General features: G+C 32.7%; 23 protein-coding genes. 6 read left to right on the top strand and 17 right to left on the bottom strand.

Annotated features, from left to right (window positions below; translation table 11 throughout):
• Positions 1-2 precede the first annotated feature (2 nt).
• The 3 genes from AC6CH4_RS09130 to lipA form a co-directional block, all read right to left on the bottom strand.
• Positions 3-2,177: a tetratricopeptide repeat-containing hybrid sensor histidine kinase/response regulator gene (locus AC6CH4_RS09130; protein ID WP_498102219.1), complete on the bottom strand. Its 2,175-nt coding sequence runs from the start codon at positions 2,175-2,177 to the stop codon at positions 3-5.
• Positions 2,178-2,202: 25 nt separating this feature from the next.
• Positions 2,203-3,201 carry a type I glyceraldehyde-3-phosphate dehydrogenase gene (gap, locus tag AC6CH4_RS09135; protein WP_498102221.1) on the bottom strand — a complete coding sequence of 333 codons (999 nt, stop codon included), beginning with the start codon at positions 3,199-3,201 and terminating at the stop codon, positions 2,203-2,205.
• A 74-nt stretch (positions 3,202-3,275) separates the two neighbouring features.
• Positions 3,276-4,142, bottom strand: a complete 867-nt coding sequence (gene lipA / locus AC6CH4_RS09140) for a lipoyl synthase (protein WP_029272210.1) — start codon at positions 4,140-4,142, stop codon at positions 3,276-3,278.
• A gap of 329 nt (positions 4,143-4,471) precedes the next feature.
• On the opposite strand from lipA, the gene AC6CH4_RS09145 reads away from it, so the two are divergent.
• Positions 4,472-5,335, top strand: coding sequence for a M48 family metalloprotease (locus AC6CH4_RS09145; RefSeq protein WP_498102223.1), 864 nt, complete (start codon positions 4,472-4,474; stop codon positions 5,333-5,335).
• A 67-nt stretch (positions 5,336-5,402) separates the two neighbouring features.
• Here the strand turns inward: AC6CH4_RS09145 and AC6CH4_RS09150 are convergent, their stop codons facing one another.
• The 10 genes from AC6CH4_RS09150 to AC6CH4_RS09195 all read right to left on the bottom strand — a co-directional run bounded on the left by AC6CH4_RS09150 (position 5,403) and on the right by AC6CH4_RS09195 (position 13,019).
• Positions 5,403-5,783, bottom strand: coding sequence for a PH domain-containing protein (locus tag AC6CH4_RS09150; protein ID WP_056195676.1), 381 nt, complete (start codon positions 5,781-5,783; stop codon positions 5,403-5,405).
• 160 nt (positions 5,784-5,943) lie between these two features.
• Positions 5,944-6,771, bottom strand: coding sequence for an energy transducer TonB (locus tag AC6CH4_RS09155; RefSeq protein ID WP_498102225.1), 828 nt, complete (start codon positions 6,769-6,771; stop codon positions 5,944-5,946).
• A gap of 154 nt (positions 6,772-6,925) precedes the next feature.
• Positions 6,926-7,477, bottom strand: coding sequence for an RNA polymerase sigma factor (locus tag AC6CH4_RS09160; RefSeq protein ID WP_056195682.1), 552 nt, complete (start codon positions 7,475-7,477; stop codon positions 6,926-6,928).
• Entirely contained in the window at positions 7,468-8,574 is a 1,107-nt protein-coding gene (locus tag AC6CH4_RS09165) for a glycosyltransferase (RefSeq protein ID WP_498102227.1), read from the bottom strand. Before AC6CH4_RS09165 ends, AC6CH4_RS09160 begins: the two co-directional genes overlap by 10 nt.
• A gap of 83 nt (positions 8,575-8,657) precedes the next feature.
• Positions 8,658-9,272 (bottom strand): FMN-binding negative transcriptional regulator, encoded by a 615-nt coding sequence (locus tag AC6CH4_RS09170; protein ID WP_498102229.1) that lies wholly within the window; start codon positions 9,270-9,272, stop codon positions 8,658-8,660.
• Between the two features lie 9 nt (positions 9,273-9,281).
• On the bottom strand, positions 9,282-9,740 hold the full coding sequence (locus tag AC6CH4_RS09175; protein WP_498102231.1) for a GNAT family N-acetyltransferase: 459 nt from the start codon (positions 9,738-9,740) through the stop codon (positions 9,282-9,284).
• 108 nt (positions 9,741-9,848) lie between these two features.
• Positions 9,849-10,862, bottom strand: coding sequence for a UDP-N-acetylmuramate dehydrogenase (murB, locus tag AC6CH4_RS09180; protein ID WP_498102233.1), 1,014 nt, complete (start codon positions 10,860-10,862; stop codon positions 9,849-9,851).
• A gap of 141 nt (positions 10,863-11,003) precedes the next feature.
• Complete coding sequence (gene hisC, locus AC6CH4_RS09185) at positions 11,004-12,104, bottom strand: histidinol-phosphate transaminase (RefSeq protein WP_498102235.1); 1,101 nt, start codon at positions 12,102-12,104, stop codon at positions 11,004-11,006.
• Between the two features lie 138 nt (positions 12,105-12,242).
• Entirely contained in the window at positions 12,243-12,422 is a 180-nt protein-coding gene (locus AC6CH4_RS09190; protein ID WP_056195700.1) for a hypothetical protein, read from the bottom strand.
• 36 nt (positions 12,423-12,458) lie between these two features.
• Positions 12,459-13,019, bottom strand: coding sequence for a DUF6934 family protein (locus AC6CH4_RS09195; RefSeq protein ID WP_498102237.1), 561 nt, complete (start codon positions 13,017-13,019; stop codon positions 12,459-12,461).
• A 170-nt stretch (positions 13,020-13,189) separates the two neighbouring features.
• Between AC6CH4_RS09195 and AC6CH4_RS09200 the strand changes: the two genes are divergently transcribed.
• Entirely contained in the window at positions 13,190-13,900 is a 711-nt protein-coding gene (locus tag AC6CH4_RS09200) for a hypothetical protein (RefSeq protein WP_498102239.1), read from the top strand.
• Positions 13,901-13,964: 64 nt separating this feature from the next.
• On the opposite strand, the gene AC6CH4_RS09205 is transcribed toward AC6CH4_RS09200, so the two are convergent.
• The 4 genes from AC6CH4_RS09205 to recF form a co-directional block, all read right to left on the bottom strand.
• Complete coding sequence (locus AC6CH4_RS09205) at positions 13,965-15,026, bottom strand: glycosyltransferase (protein WP_498102241.1); 1,062 nt, start codon at positions 15,024-15,026, stop codon at positions 13,965-13,967.
• A gap of 97 nt (positions 15,027-15,123) precedes the next feature.
• On the bottom strand, positions 15,124-15,801 hold the full coding sequence (locus tag AC6CH4_RS09210; protein WP_498102243.1) for a DUF2461 domain-containing protein: 678 nt from the start codon (positions 15,799-15,801) through the stop codon (positions 15,124-15,126).
• Positions 15,802-15,810: 9 nt separating this feature from the next.
• Positions 15,811-16,509, bottom strand: a complete 699-nt coding sequence (gene trxA / locus AC6CH4_RS09215) for a thioredoxin (RefSeq protein ID WP_498102245.1) — start codon at positions 16,507-16,509, stop codon at positions 15,811-15,813.
• Between the two features lie 121 nt (positions 16,510-16,630).
• Complete coding sequence (recF, locus tag AC6CH4_RS09220) at positions 16,631-17,710, bottom strand: DNA replication/repair protein RecF (RefSeq protein ID WP_498102247.1); 1,080 nt, start codon at positions 17,708-17,710, stop codon at positions 16,631-16,633.
• Positions 17,711-18,097: 387 nt separating this feature from the next.
• On the opposite strand from recF, the gene AC6CH4_RS09225 reads away from it, so the two are divergent.
• The 4 genes from AC6CH4_RS09225 to AC6CH4_RS09240 all read left to right on the top strand — a co-directional run bounded on the left by AC6CH4_RS09225 (position 18,098) and on the right by AC6CH4_RS09240 (position 22,477).
• The gene (locus AC6CH4_RS09225) at positions 18,098-18,877 is read left to right on the top strand and encodes a tetratricopeptide repeat protein (RefSeq protein ID WP_498102249.1); all 780 of its coding nucleotides are present in this window, start codon (positions 18,098-18,100) and stop codon (positions 18,875-18,877) included.
• 86 nt (positions 18,878-18,963) lie between these two features.
• Entirely contained in the window at positions 18,964-19,536 is a 573-nt protein-coding gene (ribH, locus tag AC6CH4_RS09230; protein WP_498102251.1) for a 6,7-dimethyl-8-ribityllumazine synthase, read from the top strand.
• Positions 19,537-19,754: 218 nt separating this feature from the next.
• Positions 19,755-21,668 (top strand): DNA mismatch repair endonuclease MutL, encoded by a 1,914-nt coding sequence (gene mutL / locus AC6CH4_RS09235; protein ID WP_498102253.1) that lies wholly within the window; start codon positions 19,755-19,757, stop codon positions 21,666-21,668.
• A complete protein-coding gene (locus AC6CH4_RS09240; protein WP_498102255.1) occupies positions 21,665-22,477 on the top strand; it encodes a rhomboid family intramembrane serine protease in 813 nt (270 codons plus the stop codon). The genes mutL and AC6CH4_RS09240 overlap by 4 nt, the downstream gene beginning before the upstream one ends.
• Positions 22,478-22,495: the final 18 nt, after the last annotated feature.

A 22,495-nucleotide genomic window follows, 5' to 3' on the forward strand; every position in this document is an offset into this window, starting at 1 on the left:
TTTCAATCAAAAAACTTAGCAATTATGCTATAGAATTCGTCCGGGACGAAAGGTTTTGTAATCACATCATTCATTCCGAAAGATAAAAGCGTATCTCTGTTTTCGTCAAGCGAAATAGCTGTTAAAGCGATAATTGGAGTGTTTTTATCAAATTCCCTGATAAGTTTTGTTGCAGTTGTCCCGTTAATGCCTGGTAAATGAACATCCATTAAAACCATGTCAAAATGTTTGACTTTTAAAAGCTCGACAGCTTCTTCACCATTGTCGAGAATTTCGCAGCAAATAGCCTTGTTTTCCAACATTTTTCGCGTAATCATCTGATTGATTTTGTTGTCTTCAATCAATAAAATTGATTTGTGCTTTAATTGTTTGTCGTTATATGGTTTTGCTTCTGCAATCATTACTAAAGGTTCTCTGTTAATGCTGAAGTTTAATTTGAAAGTAAATGTAGACCCTTTGCCAACTTCACTTTTTAGTTTTATTTCACCTCCTAAAAGTTCGATTAATTTTTTTACGATGGTAAGACCTAGACCAGTTCCGCCATATTTCCGATTTACTTCAATAGAGCCTTGGGAGAAGCTTTCAAAAACAGTTTGCAATTTATCTTCAGGAATACCAATGCCGGTATCTACAATTTCAAAATAAACTGTTGCAGTTTCATCTTCAATAGCAAATAATTTTGCAATTACATTTACATTTCCGTTTTGAGTAAACTTAAAAGCATTATCGATTAAGTTTAGGATGATTTGAGATAATTTAGTCGGGTCTCCAATTAAATTGTCCGGAATAGTTTCGTCGATTTCGAGATTAAAGTAGTTTTTATTGGCGGTCGCCAGTTCCTTTAGCGAGCCTTGAATATTGAATAAAAGTTTTTTTAAGTTAAAGCTTATGTTTTCTATCTCCACTTTAGTAGAGTCAATTTTATTAATTTCAAGAATTTCGTTAATAAAAGTAGTAAGATAATTTCCTGAAAATTTTAAGGATTCTAAATATTTAAGTTGAGTTTTTTTAGGATTGTCTTCGAGTAGTAAATGTGTTATTCCGTTAATCGCGTTCAGCGGTGTCCGCAGTTCGTGACTTACCGTAGATAAAAATTCAGATCTGGCTTTTGATGCTTTTTCTGCTTTATTTTTAGCAAGAATAAGTTCTTTGTTTTTTTCTCTTAAAAGTAAGTTATTCTGATTTCGAATAATATTGTTTTTATATAAAGCCAGACTTAAGAGAGATAAAATTGAAATCAAAGCAATTGCCAGGATACTAACCAATTTAGAATAGCGATAGGTTTTTAATTGTATTTTTTCTTCGCTTTCACGTTTAAGCGTGTTGTTTATTGATTGTGTTTTTTTGAACTTTTCGTACTCATTAAAATCTAGTTTGGCATTTTTTAATTTTAAAATGTAATTCTCGATTTGGTAATGTTCGTCAAGATATGAGTAGGCAAGGTCAAAGTTTCTGTTTTTTTTATAATATTGACTTATGGCTAAAATGATCTTTGATTTTTGAACCAGATTATTGTTTTTGATACTATAATCTAAGGCGTTGTCAAAATATACGAGAGCCGAGTCATTTCGTTTAAGTTGTGTTTCAATTAATCCGAGTTGATAATAAGAATCCGTTTTAGTTTTAAGGATTTTCGTATTGTCTGGTTTCTTTACTATTTTTTGGAAAGTTTTTGCGGCAAGAGATAAATTTTTGCCGGCTTTTAATGCCATTGCTTTTTGGTAATTTAAAATCTCAGCATGGTCAATAAGTTTGAGTTGTTTCAGTAAATTATCTGCTTTTTGATAGTAAACATTGGCAACATCATAATTTCCCTTTGCAGAATTACTGGCGCCAATGTAATTTAAAGCCAAAACCTTTGTGCAGGTTGGTTTTACTTTGTCAAATAAAGAAACGCTTTTATGAAAGTTTTTTAGGGCTTCATTATACTTCTGCTGATTATAGAAAATTTTCCCGAGCTTGAAAGTTTGATTGGCTAAATCTTCGCCCTGACCACTTGTTTGACAGAAATCGATTGATTTTTTGGTATAAAAAATAGCCTGATTGTATTTTTTCTTATCCAGATTTGAGTTTGCTAATTTATTATAATAGGAAATGCTATCTGTATTCTTCTTTTGAGTTTGAGAATACAAAAATGAATTTAAAAAACAAACAAGAATAAGAAGGTGGTATTTCATGTATGGCAATGCTTTTACAATGAATTTATGTTTTCCTTATCAGTAAAATCAAATCTATTAATCTTGATGAATACCCAATTTCGTTATCGTACCAACCCACAACTTTTACCATTTTGTCAATTACGGAAGTAAGTTGTGCATCAAACAAACACGAATGCGTATTACCAATTACATCAACAGAAACAATAGGATCTTCTGTATAATCTAATATTCCTTTTAAATTTGTTTTTGAGGCTTCTTCAAATGCTTTATTAATTTCTTCTATCGTAACAGCACGTTTTACATTAAACGTAATGTCTGTCAATGAACCATCTGGAACTGGTACACGAATACCACAACCTCCGATTTTTTGATGCAATTTAGGGAAAATTTTTGTTAATGCCTTAGCTGCACCTGTAGTTGTTGGAACAATTGACTGACTTGCACCTCTCGCCCTGCGTAAGTCCTTATGTGGCTGGTCATGAAGGCTTTGGTCGGTTGTGTAAGAATGTATCGTTGTAATATATGCTTGTTCGATTCCGCACAACTCTTCAATGATTTTTATCATCGGAGCAGCGTTATTTGTCGTGCAACTTGCATTCGAAACGATTAGTTCCTGTCCGTCTAAAATATTTTCATTTACTCCTAAAACTACTGTTTTTATTGTATCAACTTCTGATGGTGCTGAAAGAATTACTCTTTTTGCTCCAGCTTCGATATGTGCGTTTAATTCTTCATGCGTTTTGTATTTTCCAGTTGATTCGACTACAAAATCAATAGAATGACTTCTCCAGTCTAAATTTGAAATACTTTTTTCATGAAAAAACAAAAAATGTTTTCCGTCAACAATAATACCTTCTTCGTCGTGACTTACTTTAAAAGGTAAAACTCCATGTATACTGTCGTATTTTATCAAATGCGACATGGTTTTATTATCAGCAATATCATTAATCGCAACTACTTCAATTTCTGGATGGTTTATTAGAAGGCGGAATAAATTTCTTCCAATTCTTCCAAAACCATTTATGGCAATTCTAGTTTTCAAACGAGTTGTTTATTTGTTTAATCGTTTATTTGATTAATCGGTTGACGATTAATCAAATAAACGATTCACCTTTTTTATAAAATATGTTTTTGTGCTTTATATGAAGAACGAACCAAAGGTCCGCTTTCAACGTGACGGAAACCTAATTCAAGACCAAATTTTTCATATTTGGCAAATTGATCCGGGGTTATGAATTCTTTTACAGGTAAGTGTTTTTTACTTGGTTGTAGGTATTGACCAATGGTAACAACATCTACATTTGCATTGCGTAAATCAGTCATGGTTTGAAACACTTCTTCTTCAGTTTCGCCAAGGCCAAGCATGATTCCGGATTTAGTTCTGTTTATTCCTTTTTCTTTTAAATAGCGCAAAACTTCTAAACTACGGTCGTATTTTGCCTGAATACGGACTTCACGAGTTAAACGACGTACCGTTTCAACATTATGCGAAACTACTTCAGGATTTGCTTCTACAATTCTGTCAAGATTTCTTTCGATTCCCTGAAAATCCGGAATTAAAGTTTCAAGCGTAGTGTTTGGGTTCATTCTGCGGATTGCCTTTACAGTTTCAATCCAGATAATTGATCCGCCATCTTTTAAATCATCCCTGTCAACACTTGTAATTACCGCATGTTTAATGTTCATGATTTTAATAGAACGGGCTACTTTTTCAGGTTCGTCCCAATCTACCGTCTCTGGTCTGCCTGTTTTTACTCCACAAAATCCACAAGAACGAGTACAAACATTTCCTAAGATCATAAAAGTGGCCGTCCCTTCACCCCAACATTCTCCCATATTTGGGCAACTTCCCGAGGTGCAAATTGTGTTTAAGCTGTATTTGTCAACTAAACCACGAAGTTCAGTATATTTTTGTCCAATTGGAAGTTTGACTTTTAACCATTTAGGTTTTCCAGTTGGTATATTTTCAATGACTGTTTCCATATATCAAAATTCAAAGCACAAAGATACGCATTGTTGTTTATTTGTGGATTTGTTTATGGGTTAATTTGAAAGGGTATTGTTATGATTCTCTGAAAGTAATTTGATGATTATTTATTAGAAATGTTAAATAGTTGTTTTTTATATCCCGTAACACTTTAAAATTTAAGGGTTTGTTTATTTAGTGGGGTTTGCAGAATAATTATTTATAATCGAATGGGCTTTCCCTTATTTAAAATTTATATCTTTCTTTGTTAAAAAACAGTCCTGAAAAGAATAATATAATACCAGCCGTGTAGTATATTTGTTGTTAAATTGAAATAAAAAGAAAGATGAAAAAGAAATTTATTGTATTAGGAGTTTTATTTGCCACTTTTGGTTTTACTAAAATCAATGCGCAAATTAATTTTGGAGAAAAAGCAATTGGTGCTGTTCAAAAAGGGGTTAGCGGTTTTACATTTAGTAATGCTGATGCTGCTGCATTATCTAAGGCAGCAGTAGAGAAATTGGATAAGGAAAACGAAATAGCAGCTGCAACAGATGGGTATACTTTAAGATTGAACAGAGTTTTTGGAAAATACACCGCTGGCGAAGATTATACATTGAATTATAAAGTATATAAATTAAAAGAGGTAAATGCTTTCGCTACTGCTGACGGAAGTGTTCGCGTATATTCAGGATTAATGGATATTATGGATGATAATGAGCTACTTGCTGTGATTGGTCATGAAATTGGTCACGTTGCTAATCATGATTCACAAGATGCTATAAAAGCGGCTTACAAAAAAGAAGCTTTAATGGATGCCGCAGCTTCACAATCAACAACTGTTGCTACAGTTACAGATAGTCAGTTAGGAAAAATAGGAAGTGCTATTATTGATAGTAAATTTAGCCGTAAGCAAGAAGCAGAAGCTGATTTGTTTGCCTATAATTTCATGAAAAAGAATGGTTATAATGTAAATGCCGAAGAATCTGCGTTTAGAATCTTAGCTAAAATGAGCGAAGGATCACAAGCTTCTTTTATTGATCAAATGATGAGTTCACATCCAGATTCAAAACAAAGAGCCGAGGATGCTAAAAAGAGAGCAGAAAAAGATGGTTTATATAAACCATATGTACAGCAAAAAATTGTGAATACAGTTCCGGTTCCGGCTAAAAAAGCAGTTACAAAGAAAACAACAACTAAAAAGAAATAACAATTTCTTTTACAAAAGCAAAACCCGACAGATTTTTTAAAATTTGTCGGGTTTTTTATTTTTATGATTAGCCTAAAACGTGATGTGCTAATACTTTTTGAACCTCATAAACATTTACAGATTTCGTAAATTGTTTTACAATGCTTGGTTGTAATTCGCTGGAAACCCAAATTTTTAATTCGGCATCCAAATCAAAAGTTCCTGCCGTTTCTATGCTAAATCTCGTAATGCTTTTGTAAGCAATCGATTTATATTCTGTTTTACTTCCCGTGATTCCCTGAACATCAACAAGAATTAATCTTTTATTAGTGAAAATAAAAGTATCACGAATCAATTTGAAACCCATTTCAATTGATTCATTATCCGTTAAAAGTTGTCCGTAGTTTTTTAGTAAATCTTCCTGACTTACAGAACCTGCATTTCCAAGAAGTGCTGAAAATATTCCCATTTTTTAGTTTTTAATTTTAATAAAATGCTTTTCTTTTATGAATGTAAAAGTAATTAAAATTAAAAAAGTGTGAGATTTATTTTGAGGTAAAGCGAAATCTTTATGATGGTAAGAAGAGAACAAAAAAAAGCAGAACCTAAGTTCTGCTTTTTCTATTTTTTTATTCTACTTCCGTTTTAATAGTTATCGGAAGATTATATGCTGTTCTCACTGTTTTTCCATTTAATATTCCAGGAGTCCATTTTGCTTTTATTGATTTCAAAACTCTGATAGCTTCTTTTCCTAAACCATATCCCGGATCCTTTAATACAGTTATATCCGTAATTGAACCGTCTCTTTCAATTACAAAAGAAACATATACTCTAAGTGTTTTTTCAGCATCCAATTCTGGTTTTTGAAAATTGTTTCCAACATAAGTGTAAAATTTAGCCATTCCTCCAGGAAATTCTGGCATTTTATCTAATACTGCTGCATTTACAGGTTCATTAGTTGCTGGTGCAATCTCTGTACCGGTACCGTTGCCACCAGTTGTGGGCAAAGCGTTTACTACTGTACCAGTTCCTATTGAAGCATTGTCAACAACTGCCGTGTTTTCCTTATTAGTTGCAATGTTGTCTACAGCCTGATCAGGAGTCACAATAACCGGATTTGATAATTGAGACAGATCTGTTGCCGGAGCAGCTGGCGCACTTTGTTGTGGAGGCGCAATTGTTTCTGGTGTTTTTGGAACTACAGGAGTATTGTCAAACTGTGTAACAACTAACGGTTCTTCAATAATAGGCTCCGTTTCTATCACGCCCTGTGTTCCTAATTTACTAATCAACATCGACGCGGCTCCCAGACTTGCCAATAATAGCAATCCCATAAAAAGCGCTGTTACTGTGGTTTTTGCATTCTCTTGGCGTAATTGATACGCGCCGTACTCTTTGTTTTTGTTTTCGAAAACAAGGTCGGTCCAATTGGTTTCGTAGATGTTTGATTTAGACATGTTTAATGGATTTTAAGGTTAAGTAACATTAAATCATAAGCAGTAAGGTTTTGGTTTTAGCAACAACGCAGGTATTGTTGTTTTAGTGTGTGAATAATTTATTGTTTTAAGAAAAAATGCTAAAATATTTTATTCTTTATCTAAAGATAATAAATTATCTGTTACGTTCGATGATTTCGGCTAATAATTTCTTAGCACGAAGAAGTTTTACTTTTACATTGCTTAAAGGCTCATTTATCTTTAGCGCAATTTCCTGATACGTCATTTCCTGAAAATAACGCAATTGAATGACTTCCTGATAATGGGGCTTTAATTCTTTGATGCATAAAAGCAATCGGGATAGATTTTGCTCTTTAATTAATGCATCTTCTGCAGATGGAGTAGGGTCGGCAATATTGTAGGCCTGTTGATCTTCAGAATCGGTAATTTCGATAAAAAGATTGGTTTTCTTTTTACGCAATAAATCAATATAGACATTTTTTGCGATCGCAATTAACCAGGTATTGAATTGAAATTCTGAGTTGTAAGTAGCAATTTTGTCGAAAGCTTTTGAGAAAGTTTCAATTGTAATATCTTCAGCAATGGTTTCGTTTTCAGTGCGTTTTAGCATAAAGCCATACACTTCATTCCAATAAAAATCTAATAAAAAAGTAAAGGCAATCTGGTCGCCTTTTTTTGCTTTTTCTATTTTAGAATTTATTTCCAATGTACAGGTTTTGAAAAGAGATTAGTTATAAAGATATTAATTTGTGTGAATATAAGCACCATCTCTACCACGGGAAACCATATTTTAAGATCATTTTCTTTTAATTTTCCAGCAGAAAATCCAATTACGGTCCATGCAACTGTGTAACGAGTAGCTAATATTGCCAGTACAGCAATCCATTGAAATTGGAAAGCAAGTAAGAGTATAACTAATAAAAAGAAGAATAATTGTGAGGTATAAAAAAGACCTAATTGCATTTTATCAAAAAACTTATAATATTCCGCAGTAGAAACATGTCTTCTTTTTTGTGTAAACCATTCTTTATAGGATTCCTTTGGTTTAGAATAGGTAAAACTTTCAGGATTGTATGAAATGGTACTGTTGCTTTTGTTCGCGGCCTGATTAATAAATAAATCATCATCGCCCGAACGAACCTGAATGTGGTCTATAAAGCCGTTTACATTAAAGAACTCGTCCTTTTTATAAGCCAAATTTCTTCCAACTCCCATATATGGAGCCCCAATTTTAGCCCATGAAAAATATTGTACGGCTGTTAAAACAGTTTCAAAACGAATAATTTTATTTAATAACGAACGCTCGATTTTTTCATAGCCACCATATCCTAAAACAATCGTTTTATTCATAGTGAATTGCGAAGTCATTGCGGTAATCCAATCTTTTGAATTTGGATAACAATCAGCATCAGTAAATAAAAGATATTCTTTTTTTGAAGCTTTGATTCCTAAAGTTAACGCATATTTTTTATTTCCCCAAAAAGCCTCGTTATTTTGCACTTTTACCAGGCGGATGTTGGAATATTGTTTTTCGAATTCTTCAAAAACTTCTAAAGTTTCGTCACTTGAAGCATCATCAATTAATACAATTTCAAAATCAGGATAGTCTTGTTCTGCTAATAAAGGAATAAACTTTTTTACATTTTCTTCTTCATTTTTAGCACAGACAATTACAGAAACCGGAAGCTTTTTGTGTGCAATTTCTTGTGGTTTACTAAAAGCAAATTTCCCAAAAATACCTAAGTAGTAAAAAACCTGAATAAAAACAATAGCAATAAAGAAGTAAAATAAAGTTATAAGCATCTGATTTTAATGTCTTTTAATTTTTGAATCTTGCGCGTGCAAATGTACTTATGAATTCCTAATTTTCAATGCCTAAAACCGATTTACTTTCGGCATTTTGACATTTCTTTTGCAACAGCAATAGACTGAGGGTTTTCTGTTTTTTCTAATTCTGAAATTATATTTTTGTAATTGTGGTCGTCACGGTTTTGAGATAGTTTTTTGGTCGCCTGAATTTCATCGATTTCTATCTCAAAACCAAAGATTCCTCTGGCTTCACGCATTGTTTTTGCTGATAAATCCTCAACACGAATCGGATTTTCTGAATTAGCTTCGTACTTATCAACCAATTTTTTTAGTTGTTCAATTGAAGCGGCTTCATCTACAATTTTAATTCTCCCATAAACATGTACAGCTATGTAATTCCATGTCGGTACATTTTCATGATCATACCAAGACGGAGAAATATAACTGTGTGGTCCTGTAAAAATAGCCAAAACCTGATCGTTTTCTGTAAAACCTTCTGCTTGTGGATTCAATTTTGAAATATGTCCGTGCAGAATTTCTTTTCCATCAGAATTGATTTCAAGTTCTATCGGAATATGGGTAGCACATAATTTTCCGCTTGTTTGATTGATCAGGATCCCAAAACTATTTTCTTTTAAAAAAGCTCTGATCGATTCCGGGTCTTCGTTTTTGTATATTTCAGGTGTATACATTTTATGAGTTTATTTTAAAGATTTTCCGAAACAAATGGCTTCCGGGCGATCTATATATTTTCCGTAATTCGGAATTACTTTATAACCTTTTCTTTCGTAAAACTGCGTTGCTTCACTGTTTTTTATGCGTGTTTCTAAAATCAATTTTGTGTATCCACTTTTTAAGGCTATATCTTCCAAATATGCTAAAATGGTTTGTCCGATTTTCTTTCGTGGATATTTAGAATACATTCGTTTTACTTCTCCAATACTTTCAGAAATTGGTCTGATCGCTCCGCAGCCTACAATTTCATTGTTAATTTCGGCAACAGCAAAAACATACTTTGAATTATTGTATTCCCAATCGGTAAAAGAATTCTTCCCATCACTTCCAAAACGAAGATAAAGATTTGTTGACAATTCTTCGATAATTGCCAAAACTTTTTCATCATTAGGATTTGCAGTTTTTATGGAAATATTTTCTGTCATTTTAAAAGAAAAGATTGATATTTTTGCCACGAATTACAATAATTTCCACCAATTAATTAGTGCAATTACTTCGTCCGTTCCCTTCGGTCGGGTCGTGGCAAGATATTTTTATATAACATTAACTTCCGCTTCAATATGAATTCCGAAAGTCTCAAAAACAGTTTTTTGAACATCTCTTGACACTGCTAAAATTTCCTGTCCTGTCGCATTTCCATAATTTACTAAAACCAACGCCTGATTTTTATGAACTCCGGCATCACCAAAACGTTTTCCTTTAAAACCTGCTTGTTCAATTAACCAACCAGCCGGAACTTTAACTTCTGTTTCAGAAACTTCGTAATATTTCATTTCAGGAAACTTTTGATGAATCTTTTCGAAATCAGATTTCAATAAAATTGGATTTTTAAAGAAACTTCCGCTATTTCCCAATTCTTTTGGATCTGGTAATTTGCTTTGTCTGATCGCGATTACAGCATTGCTTACATCTTTTAAAGTTGGAGTAACAACATTGTTCTTAGCTAATTCAGCCGTAATGTCTCCGTAAGAAGTATTGATTTTATGATTGTGTTTCGTCAATTTGTAAATTACAGATGTAATAATGTATTGATCCTTAATTTCATTTTTGAAAATACTTTCCCGGTACCCAAAATTACATTCAGTATTGGTGAATGTTTTTATTTCCCGAGATTCAATATTTATCGCTTCGCAAGAAACAAAAGTGTCTTTTATTTCGGTTCCGTAAGCACCAATATTCTGAACGGGAGTTGTACCAACATTTCCCGGAATCAGAGACATATTTTCTAAACCGCCAAAATTATTGTCAATTGTCCAAAGTACAAAGTCGTGCCAGGTTTCGCCAGCCTGACTTTCAACCCAAACAAAATCTTCATCTTCTTTAATGATTTCTTTGCCTTTTAAATCAATATGAATGACCAAAGCGTCAATATCTTTGGTTAAAAGCATATTGCTTCCTCCGCCTAAAACAAATTTTTTCTCGTTTTTGTTTTCTTCTAAAATTGTTTTTAATTCAGCAACCGAATGTACTGCAACAAATTGTTTGGCTTTGGCTTCAATACCAAAAGTATTATAGTTTTTTAAAGAAAAATTGGATTGGATTTCCATAAATAGAGGCTTTTTTTGATCCCGAAACTTCGGGATAATTCTGAGCTCAAAAGTAAGGATTATAATTTATTTGAACTCCATTTCTGTAAAATAACAGATTAGAAATTCATCAAAAGGAAATTGGCTATTTAAGCATGCTTTTTATTTTATAGCTGTAATAAATCGTTGCATTTCTTTCATTGTTCCTATCGTAATTCGGGTCCATTTTCCGTTTTCTTCATAAATTTTTGTTCCTTGTATTTTATGGTCTTCCAGTTGTTTGAAATAATCTTTTTTATAATTGTCTAAAGAAAAATAAACAAAATTAGAATACGATGGAATGCAGGCTAAGTTGAGAAGAGTAAGTTGATCTATGGTGTATTTTTTTACTTCCTGATTTGATGCATATACTTGCTGAACAAACTTTTCATCATTTAAAGAGGCTATTGCTGCTGCCGTCGACACCACACTAACAGCCATATTTTGAGATGATCTTACGCTATCAAGTTCTTCAATAGTAGCAGAATGTGCAATAGCATAGCCAACGCGGGCACCAGCTAAACCGTACATTTTCGAAAAAGTTTTGGTAATAATCAAATTTTTATTTTCGATAACCAAATCGCTTAATGATTGTTCTTTTGTAAAATCAATATAGGCTTCATCAACAAATACAATGGCTTTTTTTGTCGCTTCTTTTATAAAGGATTCTAATTCTTGTCTGCTGCATATTGTTCCTGTTGGGTTATTAGGATTGCAGATGTAAATCATTTTGGTATCTGAATCGATAGCCTTTAACATAGCTGTTAAGTCGTGCTTTTTGTCTTTAGTTAAAGGAATAGTAATTTTCTTAAGACCTAGTTTTTCATAAGGGGCGGTCCAGTAGTCGAATGTGGTTTCGGCCAATATAAAATTACCTTTTTTTAAAGCGGTATATTGGAGTACTAAATCTAAAATTTCTGTTGAACCTGCGCCTAGCAGAATATTATTGTCTGAAACTGTATTCTTTTTGGCAATCTGCGTTATTAATTCCGAAGAAAGATCCCATCCATATCGATTGCTGCTATTGACGCTTTTTGCCATTGCAGCACGAGCTAACGGAGAAGGACCATAAGGATTTTCATTTGACCGAAGTGTTATGGGAGAATTGTCTAAATCAGGTAAAATATATTCTTCAGCAGGTTTTGCAAATGCTTCAAAATTATAAAATCCCAATGCTACAGTGCCTAAACTTATTTGTTTTAACCAGTTTCTTCTATTATTCATCTCTGTTTTAGATTAAATTAAACAACTCCTTTTAGAGTATGTCGTTGAGATGGAATAAAAGTTACGAAGAGATTTTTCTTAATACTAAATAAAAAAGCCTTCAAATTTGAAGGCCTTTGTATAGATATTTGTGGAATTTTATTTTGTAGCTAGTTTTTTAGAAAGAGATATTGAATTGTCTGCAATAATTTTAGAGGCAATTTCCATTTTCTGTTTTCCAAAAGTTTCATCAAAAGACACTCTGCTTTCTTTGTCTTTATAAGATACAGCAGTTTTTTTCTCAGATTTGTCTAAAATATCTTTAATTATATTTTTCATAACAACATCATTTTAATAATACAAAGGTATAAAAAATTATTTGAACTCGTCTTTAATCTCAAATGTTATGAAATTATAGGCTCTGCTTTTATTAGGGTCATATGCCTGATATTCAATTTTATCAATATTAATAATTGAATTTGGTTGCTTTCCGGTTTCTGCATTTTCAATGATTTTTAAATCACTAATTATTCCTCCTTTTATAATAAAACAACTTTCAATAGAAGCTAAATTATTATTCAATCCCATTTTGTATAATCTATGTTTGGCTGAGGTATTTCCGAAAATGGTTAAAATTGAATTAGGAGAGGTTGATAAAAAATCCAACGCAGAAGTAAAAACCGTTTTTAAAACTTTTTTGCCATCTTTATTATTTTCTCTTGACATATCAGAAATAGATTCTAAGCCATTTTCATCAATAAAGATATTACCGAATCCTAAATTATAATATCGCTCTAAACCAGGTTGTGGATATTTGATTATGGCTATTCTTTTAGGAATTTCTCTTTCCCCTTTACTTACAAAATCATATTTAGTATGCAAAGGATTACCGTCTACCTGCTCGAATTCATAGGATTCATTTATTAAATCTTCCATTCATTGGTTTTAAATGAAGGCAAATCTAAAATAAATAGTGTAATATCTTATTAAAGTTGTTTTGTTTTTATTTGAAATTACAATTCCTGTTTTGAGATTCAGGAAAAGTTGCGATTTGATTTTTTAGATTTTCTTTTTGTAAGTTTGAATTAATCATAAAAGATGTAGTTATGTCGAAATCAATTAGAAACGGCTCATTTTTCTTTTTTTTGTTTCTGAATATATTTTTTTCGAATGCTCAAACGAATATGTTTGATACGTGGAGAATTAATAATATAATTGGAATTCGTGATCTTAATGAATATTCTATGGTTAGGATGGGAGAAAACCGTTGGGGTTATATGTTAGTTTTAAATCATGATGGGACATTTTTAAGCAGAAATATACCTGAATGTGGGAACGATACTTCCCGGAATGCTTTAGGACACTTTATATTAATTGATGACTATCATATTCGTTTTATTTTAATGAAAACTTCTTATAGTAGTTTAAATAAAGAGGATAATTTAGAAGCAGATTCGAATATAGATCTAGGGATCTTTTATATTTATAAAGAAAGAAATTCAGTTCGATTAATTAAAAGTAATGGTGTTTTACAGGATGATAAAGATAAAATGCTATACACTGAAATGCTTAATACTTTTGATGAAAATTGGAAATCTTATGATTATTCATGGGAAACTACAAAAGCAAATACGCCCGAAGATATTGTGAAAAATTGCATTGATAACAGAAAGCTGATTGATTTGTCAAATTGTAAAATTCTGTTTTCAAAAAAAGAAGGTTATGGTGAATTATTTCTTGTTCGGGAAAAGGAAAGTTTTCATTATGTTCTTTATGATGAATTTAAACAAAAAGTTTCTTTGGCTTATCCGCGGTGATGATTTTTACCGCGAAGAGCATAAAGCTTAGCGTTCATGGCGTAATCCCTTGCGTTCATTGCGGTTAAATTTTACGCAAATCCAACAGCTGATGATATTTGTCCGAAATAATCTTCATATTAATCTCATAATTCGCATTCTCCTCTACAAACTTTCGGTTCTGTAAAATAGCATTGTTTCGAGATTCACTATTTTCAAAAGACCAAATCAATTCTTCGGCCAACATTTCGATATTATCGATTTCAATTAATTGCCCGTTTTCGCGATGTTTAATCCAGCTTTGATTTCCTGGAATATCAGAAACTATCGGATAACAATTGCAGCCCATAGCTTCGAACAAAGAAGCTGAAACACCTTCAGTAATGGGCATGCTGATATAAATATTCGATTGTTGTAATAATTTAGGAAGTTCTGTATTCGGAATTCTTCCTGTAAAAATCACTTTGTTTTCGATCTGTAGTTCTTTTGTTAAATCTTTCAAAAATTGTAATCTGGTTCCGTCGCCCACAATAGTCAATTTGAAATCAATTCCTTTTTGATATAAAACTGCAAAAGCTTTCAAAATAGAATCATGACGATATTCTGGTTGTAAAGAACGGGTTACAATCGCTTCAATTTTATTTGAATTGTTTATAGAAGGAGAAAAAAGCGTCAAATCAATACCTTTCGGGATAACCAAAACTTTAGTCATATCAACACCAATTTCCTTCATCGAAATCGTCATTACAGGGCCCCAGGCGTGAATTAAGTCTGCTTTTTTGAAGGCATGTTTTTGGATGATCTTTTTGAAAGGCAATAAAACAGAGCCTTCAGGCCATAAATCAGTTCGGCCTTGTTGTGCAATCGCAATTGGATGCATTCCAGAAATCGCTGCAAGAAATCCATAACTGGTTGTTCTTTCAGCAATAATCATATCCGGTTTTTCACGTCGGATAGTTTTTCGAATAGAAATAGGGGAGAAAGCATATTCTAAAATACGTTTGAATCGGTTGAGTTTTGAATTGTTTGGTGTCTGAAGTTCCCATGTACAGATTTCAAAATCGCCAAATTCTTTCAAACCTTTCATCCATGTAATAGCATCAGCACGATACGATTCTCCCAGAAAAAGTATTTTTCTTTTTTTCATTCGGCAAACTTAAATTTTTTGCCACAGATTAAAAGATTTTTAAAGGATTTTTTAATCTGTTGGAATCTGTGAAATCTGTGGCAAAACTTTATTATTTCTAAAATTCATCGGTGTCTAAAGCACGATTAATAAATTCGTTTAATGGTTTTAATGCAATTAATTTCTTGCTCATTTTGGCAACGAAATCTTTTTGAGTCACTTCAGTAATATCGTATTTTTGAGTTGCCGTAAAACTTTTCAATTTTAAAAAGGCAATTGCCGGATGGTCTTTTTCGTAACCACGAGGCATGCTTTTAAGTGAATTGGTTTCGTTTATATCTAAACTTCCAAACTCTTTTTTGAAATTTTTGTCAGCTAAAATCGCTTCTAAATCATCATGAAAAAAGGCAATTTCTTTTCGGACTTTTTTCAAGTCTTCAGATTCAGGTGAATAAAATCCGCCCGCAATAAAACTGGCACCTTTTTCAATATGAACATAATATCCAGCTCGATTTGCGCCTTTGGCTCCTGTAGACATCCAAACGCCTAAATGCGCTTTATAAGGCGATTTGTCTTTAGAAAATCGAATGTCGCGATTGATTCGGAAAGTACAGTTTTTCACTTCTAATAATTCCAAAGAAGGATCAAGTGGTTTCATAGCATCCAGAAAATCACTAACCAATTGATGATAGTCTTTTTTGAAAATCTCGTATCGTTTTTTATTGTCCTGAAACCAGTCTCTATTGTTGTTCTTTTTTAAATCGTCTAAAAATTGCAATGATTCTTTCGTTAGCATATTTCTGTGTTATTGCAGTTGTTCTTTTAAGTTTTGTTCAGTCGTCAAGCCTATTAAGGTTTTTTGTACAGCTTTATTTTCGTATATCAAAATAGTTGGGAGGGAAGTGATTTTCATTGTTTCTGCCAAAGTTTTGTTCTTATCAACATCAATTCGGACAACAACAACTTTGTCAGCCATTTCTTTTTGTATTTTCAAAATGTACGGTTCCATTTGTTTACAAGGTCCGCACCATTCGGCATAAAAATCAACCAGTACTTTTTTGTCTGTATTTAATAAATCGTTGAAATCATTCATTGTCATTCCAGTTTCAGCAGTTTGGTTTTTGGAAAGCCCTTCTTCTTTCCAGTTCATGATACCGCCATCTAATTCATAAATGGTTGTAAATCCTAATTCCTGCAGTTTTGACGCGGCTTTTTTGCTTCTTCCTCCACTTAAACAATAAACAAAAACAGGTTTTGATTTGTCGTATGATTCGGCTTTCGTTGCAAAATCATCACTATTCCAATTCACATTTACTGCATTATCAATATGTTCAGATCCGAATTCTTCCGGAGTTCTAACATCTAAAATTTGAGGGTTTTCAGTTGTTTTGATTTTATCTGCAAATTCTTTCGGTGCAATCGATTCAAAAGGTTTTGCTTTTTGATCATTGCATGAGAATAGGAGAATTGAAACTATAAGCAATAAAATTTTGGGAAATTTCATCATATTGAATTTTAAGAATAAAAGTATTGCTAAAGTAATGATTTTTCATTTTTTAATTCATAACAGAATGGTAAAATCAATTTAGTAATGAAACTTGAAACTTGAAACCTGAAACAAAAACTTACAAATTGAATATCTTATAACTTTGATGCGTCGATTTCACAATTGCTTCCGTACGTTCCGGATGAGTATCCGAAATAAAAAGCTGACCAAAAGTTTCGCTGTTTACCATTTCAATGATTTTTGAAACGCGGGTTTCATCTAGTTTATCAAAAATATCATCAAAAAGCAATAAAGGTTTTACACCACTTTGTTTTTTTAAAAATTCAAATTGAGCCAATTTCAAAGCAATCAGAAAGGATTTTTGCTGCCCCTGAGAGCCGAATTTTTTTATAGGATGAGAATCAATTTCAAAAGACAAATCGTCTTTATGGATTCCGACACTTGTATAATGTAACGCTCGGTCCTTATTAATGTTTTCCTGTAAAAGGGTCAGTAAGTCTTTTTCATATAAATGACTTTCATAAACCAATTGAACTGTTTCTTCAGAACCGGTTATTGACTGATGATGTATATTAAATATAGGTATAAATTGTTCGAGGAAATCTTTTCGTTTTTCAAAGATAGATTGTCCAAAACTATTTAACTGCTCATTATATATAGATAAGGTATCGTTGTCAAAAGTATGATTCAGGGCAAAATATTTAAGCAAGGCATTTCGCTGCACAATTATTTTTTGATATTGAATAAGCTGGTGCAGGTAAGTTGAATCTAATTGCGAAATTACGCTGTCCATAAATTTGCGACGCGTTTCGCTTCCTTCTACAATCAAATCACGATCTGCGGGAGAAATAATTACAAGTGGAACAAACCCAATATGATCAGAGAATTTATCGTAGGCTTTGCCATTTCTTTTTAAAACCTTCTTTTGTCCTTTTTTTAAACTGCAGACAATTTGCTCTGTTCTGTCATTTTTTTCTAATTCAGCATCAATCACAAAAAACTCTTCCCCGTGTTTGATATTTTGCACCGCTAACGGATTAAAATAGCTTTTTCCGTATGCCAAATGATAGATTGCATCAAGCACATTAGTCTTGCCAATTCCGTTTTTACCGACAAAACAATTGATCTTGCGGTCGAAATCGAAACTGACTTCGGAGAAATTTTTATAATTGAATAAAGAAATTTTGTTTAAATGCATTTTTTGAACTCTAAAGGTAAAATTTGAAGTTTTTTATAGCGGAGACTTTGTTTTTTGCCACAGATTAAAAGATTTTAAAGATTTTTTTCTATCACTTACAGTCAAAACCTTTTCCAATCTGTGAGAATCTGTGAAATCTGTGGCTAAAATTGTAGCATTAGCCTAGAATATCTGCGCTTTTGAACGTCAAAAATTTGAGGGTGCAAATTATCGAAAATTATTGATATAAAAGGCTTTTGGCGTGTTTCAGGATGAATTATTTTAGTACTGAGGAGAAACGACTTAGCGTTTGAAAAAATATTTTTTTTAAAATAGTGATAAAATTGATTTTTTTTGCCTCAGTTTCAATAAAAATTTTATTTTTGCCGTTCACTAAATTAATTTTAAATGGCTACTTACAATAAAAGAGGATATAAAGCACCAAAAGAAAAGGAAGTTAAAGAAGTAAATGAAGAAACACAGGTAATCATTGACGAAAAAGACAGCACAACAGCTGGTGTTTTTTCAAAATTAGATGAAACTGCTTCAAGAACTGAGGATTGGGTTGCTAAAAATCAAAAAATCATTATTGGTTTAGTTGCTGGTATCGCGGTTGCTACTATTGGATATTTGGCTTACCAAAAATTTATCGAAGCTCCTAAGCAGGATGAGGCTGCAAATGAAATGTTTGTTGCTCAACAAAACTTCCAAAAAGCTACAGATGGTGTTGCAAGTGATTCATTATATAAATTGGCATTGAATGGTTCTGAAGGTAAATTCGGATTCGTGAAAATTGCTGATGAGTATTCTGGAACTGATGCTGGAAACTTAGCAAATTACTATGCTGGTATGGCATATTTGAATACAGGTAAATTTGATGACGCTATTAAATATTTAGGGGATTTTAAATCTGAAGACATGATTTTAAGCGCTTTGGCAAAAGGTGCTATCGGAGATGCTTATTCTCAAAAAAATCAACAAAAAGAAGCTTTAGAGTATTATGTAAAAGCTGCTGAGTCAAATAAAAATGATTTTACAACGCCTCGTTTCTTATTGAAAGCTGGTAAAACGGCTTTGGCTTTAGGTCAAAAAGAAGATGCTTTGAAATATTTAACTGATATTAAAGAAAACTTCGATGCAACTCCAGAAGCAGCTTCTGTTGATGTATTGATTGGATTAGCGCAATAATATTATTTATTGAGTTCAGATTTTAGATTTTAGATTTGTATTTTTACAATCTGAAATTAAAAAATCTAAAATCTTAAATATAAAAGATGGCTACCGAAAATAAAAATTTATCAGAATACGATAAAAACACAATCCCAAATGCGAAAGACTTTCGATTTGGGATTGTTGTTTCTGAATGGAACGAAACCATAACAGAAGGATTATACAATGGCGCTTTTGATGCCTTAGTTGATTGTGATGTACCGGCACAGCAAATTATTCGTTGGAATGTTCCAGGAAGTTTTGAGCTGATTTATGGTGCAAAAAAAATGCTGCAGACACAAAATGTAGATGCCGTGATTGTTATTGGATGTGTAATTCAGGGAGAAACAAAACATTTTGATTTTGTATGCGAAGGTGTTACACAAGGAATTAAAGATTTGAATGTTCAAACGGATATTCCGGTTATTTTTTGTGTTTTGACAGATAATAACATGCAACAGTCAATCGATAGAAGCGGAGGGGTTCACGGAAACAAAGGAACCGAAGCGGCAATTGCAGCAATTAAGATGGCGTATATTCGTCAACAGGCTTCAATGTCACATCCGTTTAACCAGCCTTTATTGTCTTCAGGTGCAATTCAGATTGAAGAAACACCAATAAAAATCGAGAACGAATAAAACACAATTGTTTTAAAAATACTAAAACCTATACTGTGTAAAATAGTATAGGTTTTTTGTTTTTTTTATGATACCACTTATTCAAAAAGCCAACGGAAATTCATTAAATTTGTACACCTTGGTTTTGAAAAACCATAAATCAATTAATAATATTACCCTGAGATTTTTACGGATTGATTCCGCTAAAATTGAAGGACAACCTTAACCCAAATTTTTTAATGTCGAGTATAATTCAATTACTTCCTGATCACGTTGCTAATCAAATTGCTGCTGGAGAAGTGGTTCAAAGACCAGCTTCAGTTGTAAAAGAGCTTTTAGAAAATGCTGTTGATGCTGATGCAACCGACATTAAATTGATTATTAAAGATGCTGGAAAATCATTAGTTCAGGTTATTGATAATGGGAAAGGAATGAGTGTGACGGACGCACGTTTGTGTTTTGAGCGCCATGCAACTTCAAAAATCCGTCAGGCAGAAGATTTATTTTCTTTATGTACAAAAGGTTTCCGTGGAGAAGCTTTGGCATCTATCGCAGCGATCGCGCACATGGAGATGAAAACCAAACAAGATCAGGAAGAGCTTGGAACGCATATTGTAATCGAAGGCAGTAAATTTGTTTCTCAGGAAGCGGCAGTTTTGCCTAAAGGGACTTCATTTGCAGTTAAAAATCTGTTTTTTAATATTCCGGCACGACGTAATTTTCTGAAATCCGATACGGTTGAATTTCGTCATGTTATGGATGAATTTCAGCGTGTAGCTTTGGCACATCCAAATATTCATTTTACTTTTTATCATAACGGCAGCGAAATGTATAATTTGCCTGCTGCAGGATATCGTCAGCGTGTTGTTGGAATTTTTTCGGGGAAAACCAATGAAAAATTAGTTCCGGTTAACGAGGATACTGAGATCATAAACGTTCAGGGATTTGTCTGTAAACCTGAATTCGCTAAGAAAAATAGAGGAGAACAGTTCTTTTTTGTAAACGACCGTTTCATTAAAAGCGGTTATCTGCATCATGCGGTAATGGCAGCTTACGACGGACTTCTGAAAGATGGTTCACAGCCTAGTTATTTTTTATATCTGCAAGTTCCGCCAAATACTATTGATATCAATATTCATCCAACAAAAACAGAAATTAAGTTTGATGATGAACAAGCCTTATATGCTATTTTAAGAGCTTCAATAAAACACAGTTTAGGACAATTTAATGTGGCTCCGGTTCTTGATTTTGATCGGGATGCTAATTTGGATACGCCTTATCATTATAAAGATTTAGAAGCTGAAACACCAACGATTCAGGTTGATGGTACTTTTAATCCGTTTACGGATGATAAAACCAATCAACATTATACAAAATCTGGTTCTTCAGGATCTGGATCTTCTTCTGGTTCCAGTTTTAGTTCCGGATCAAATTCTTATTCAGGATATTCTAAAAGAGTAGAACCAACTGCAAGTTGGGAAAGTTTGTATGTAGGTTTGGATACCGAAAGTATCGAAAGCTCTCCTTTTACTTTTGAAAATGAAGAAGTAACTTCGTCATTGTTTAATGATGATGAGGTAGAAACAGCAAGTCAGAAAACGTATCAAATACATAAAAAATATATTGTCTCGCCTATAAAATCCGGAATGGTTATCGTTGATCAGCAACGTGCTCACCAACGTATTTTGTATGAACAATTTTTGCTAAATATGACGGTTAATCAGGCTTCAAGCCAACAATTGTTATTTCCGTTGAATTTGTTTTATTCTTCAGATGAAATGACTTTGATCGAAGAATTGAAACCTTCACTAGAAACAACAGGTTTTGTTTTTGATGACGCGCAGGCCGATCATATTGTGATTTCAGGAATTCCCGTGAATATTACAGAAAGCGAAGTCTCCTTAGTAATCGAACAATTATTAACTGATTTGCAGGACGGAATTCCGGCGAGCAGTTACAGTCAGAATGATACTATTGCCAAGTCGATGGCTAAAAGTTTAGCGGTTAAAACTGGATCTTATTTAACCGAAAAAGAACAAGATAATTTGGTAAACGGATTGTTTGCCTGTAAAGATCCCAATATTTCACCTTTTCAAAAACCTACTTTCATCACGATGCGTGTTGAAGATATAGATAAAAAGTTTGCCATATGATGAACATGACTCCTGTTGTAAAACAACTATTGATAATCAATATTATCTTTTTTATTGGCTCCCAGCTTGTGCCGGTTTCTTATGAATATTTTTCATTATTTTATCCAGAAAGTGATCAATTCAGGGTTTGGCAGATTATTACACATATGTTTATGCATGCAAGATTGCCAAATTTTGCACATATTTTGTTTAATATGTTTGCATTATATAGTTTTGGATCTGCATTGGAGCACTTTTGGGGTGGCAAGAAATTTTTGTTTTTCTATATTTCATGTGGATTAGGTGCTGCTTTACTTCACACAGGAGTTAATTATCTTCAATTAAATTCTTTTTTAGATTCGGTTTCTGGTTTAAATTTATCAAAGACTGATCTGCATTTAATTTTAAATGCAGATTACTCATCTTTATTTGATTCAAGTGGAAAGATGGTGCAAAATGAGGTAGCAACTATTTTAAATAAAGCGCATTGTACTCAAGAACAGTTTAATTCTTTAGCGCAAGCTAGTGCAATTGTACAGTCACCTGTGATTGGTGCATCTGGAGCAATTTATGGCTTGTTAACGGCTTTTGCTTTTATGTTTCCAAATGCTCAATTAGGATTAATGTTTATTCCTATTCCTATAAAAGCAAAATATTTTGTTCCAGGAATTTTAGCAGTTGATTTGTTCCTAGGTTTTAAAGGTAGCTCTTTATTTGGAAGTGGCGGTACTGGAATTGCTCACTTTGCTCATGTTGGTGGAGCAGTTGCGGGCTTTTTAATGATGTTATATTGGAAAAAAAATCAGTTTAATAGTAATCGTTGGAATTAATTTTTAACTTTAAGTTCT

The organism is Flavobacterium sp. GQ95, assembly GCF_059758655.1.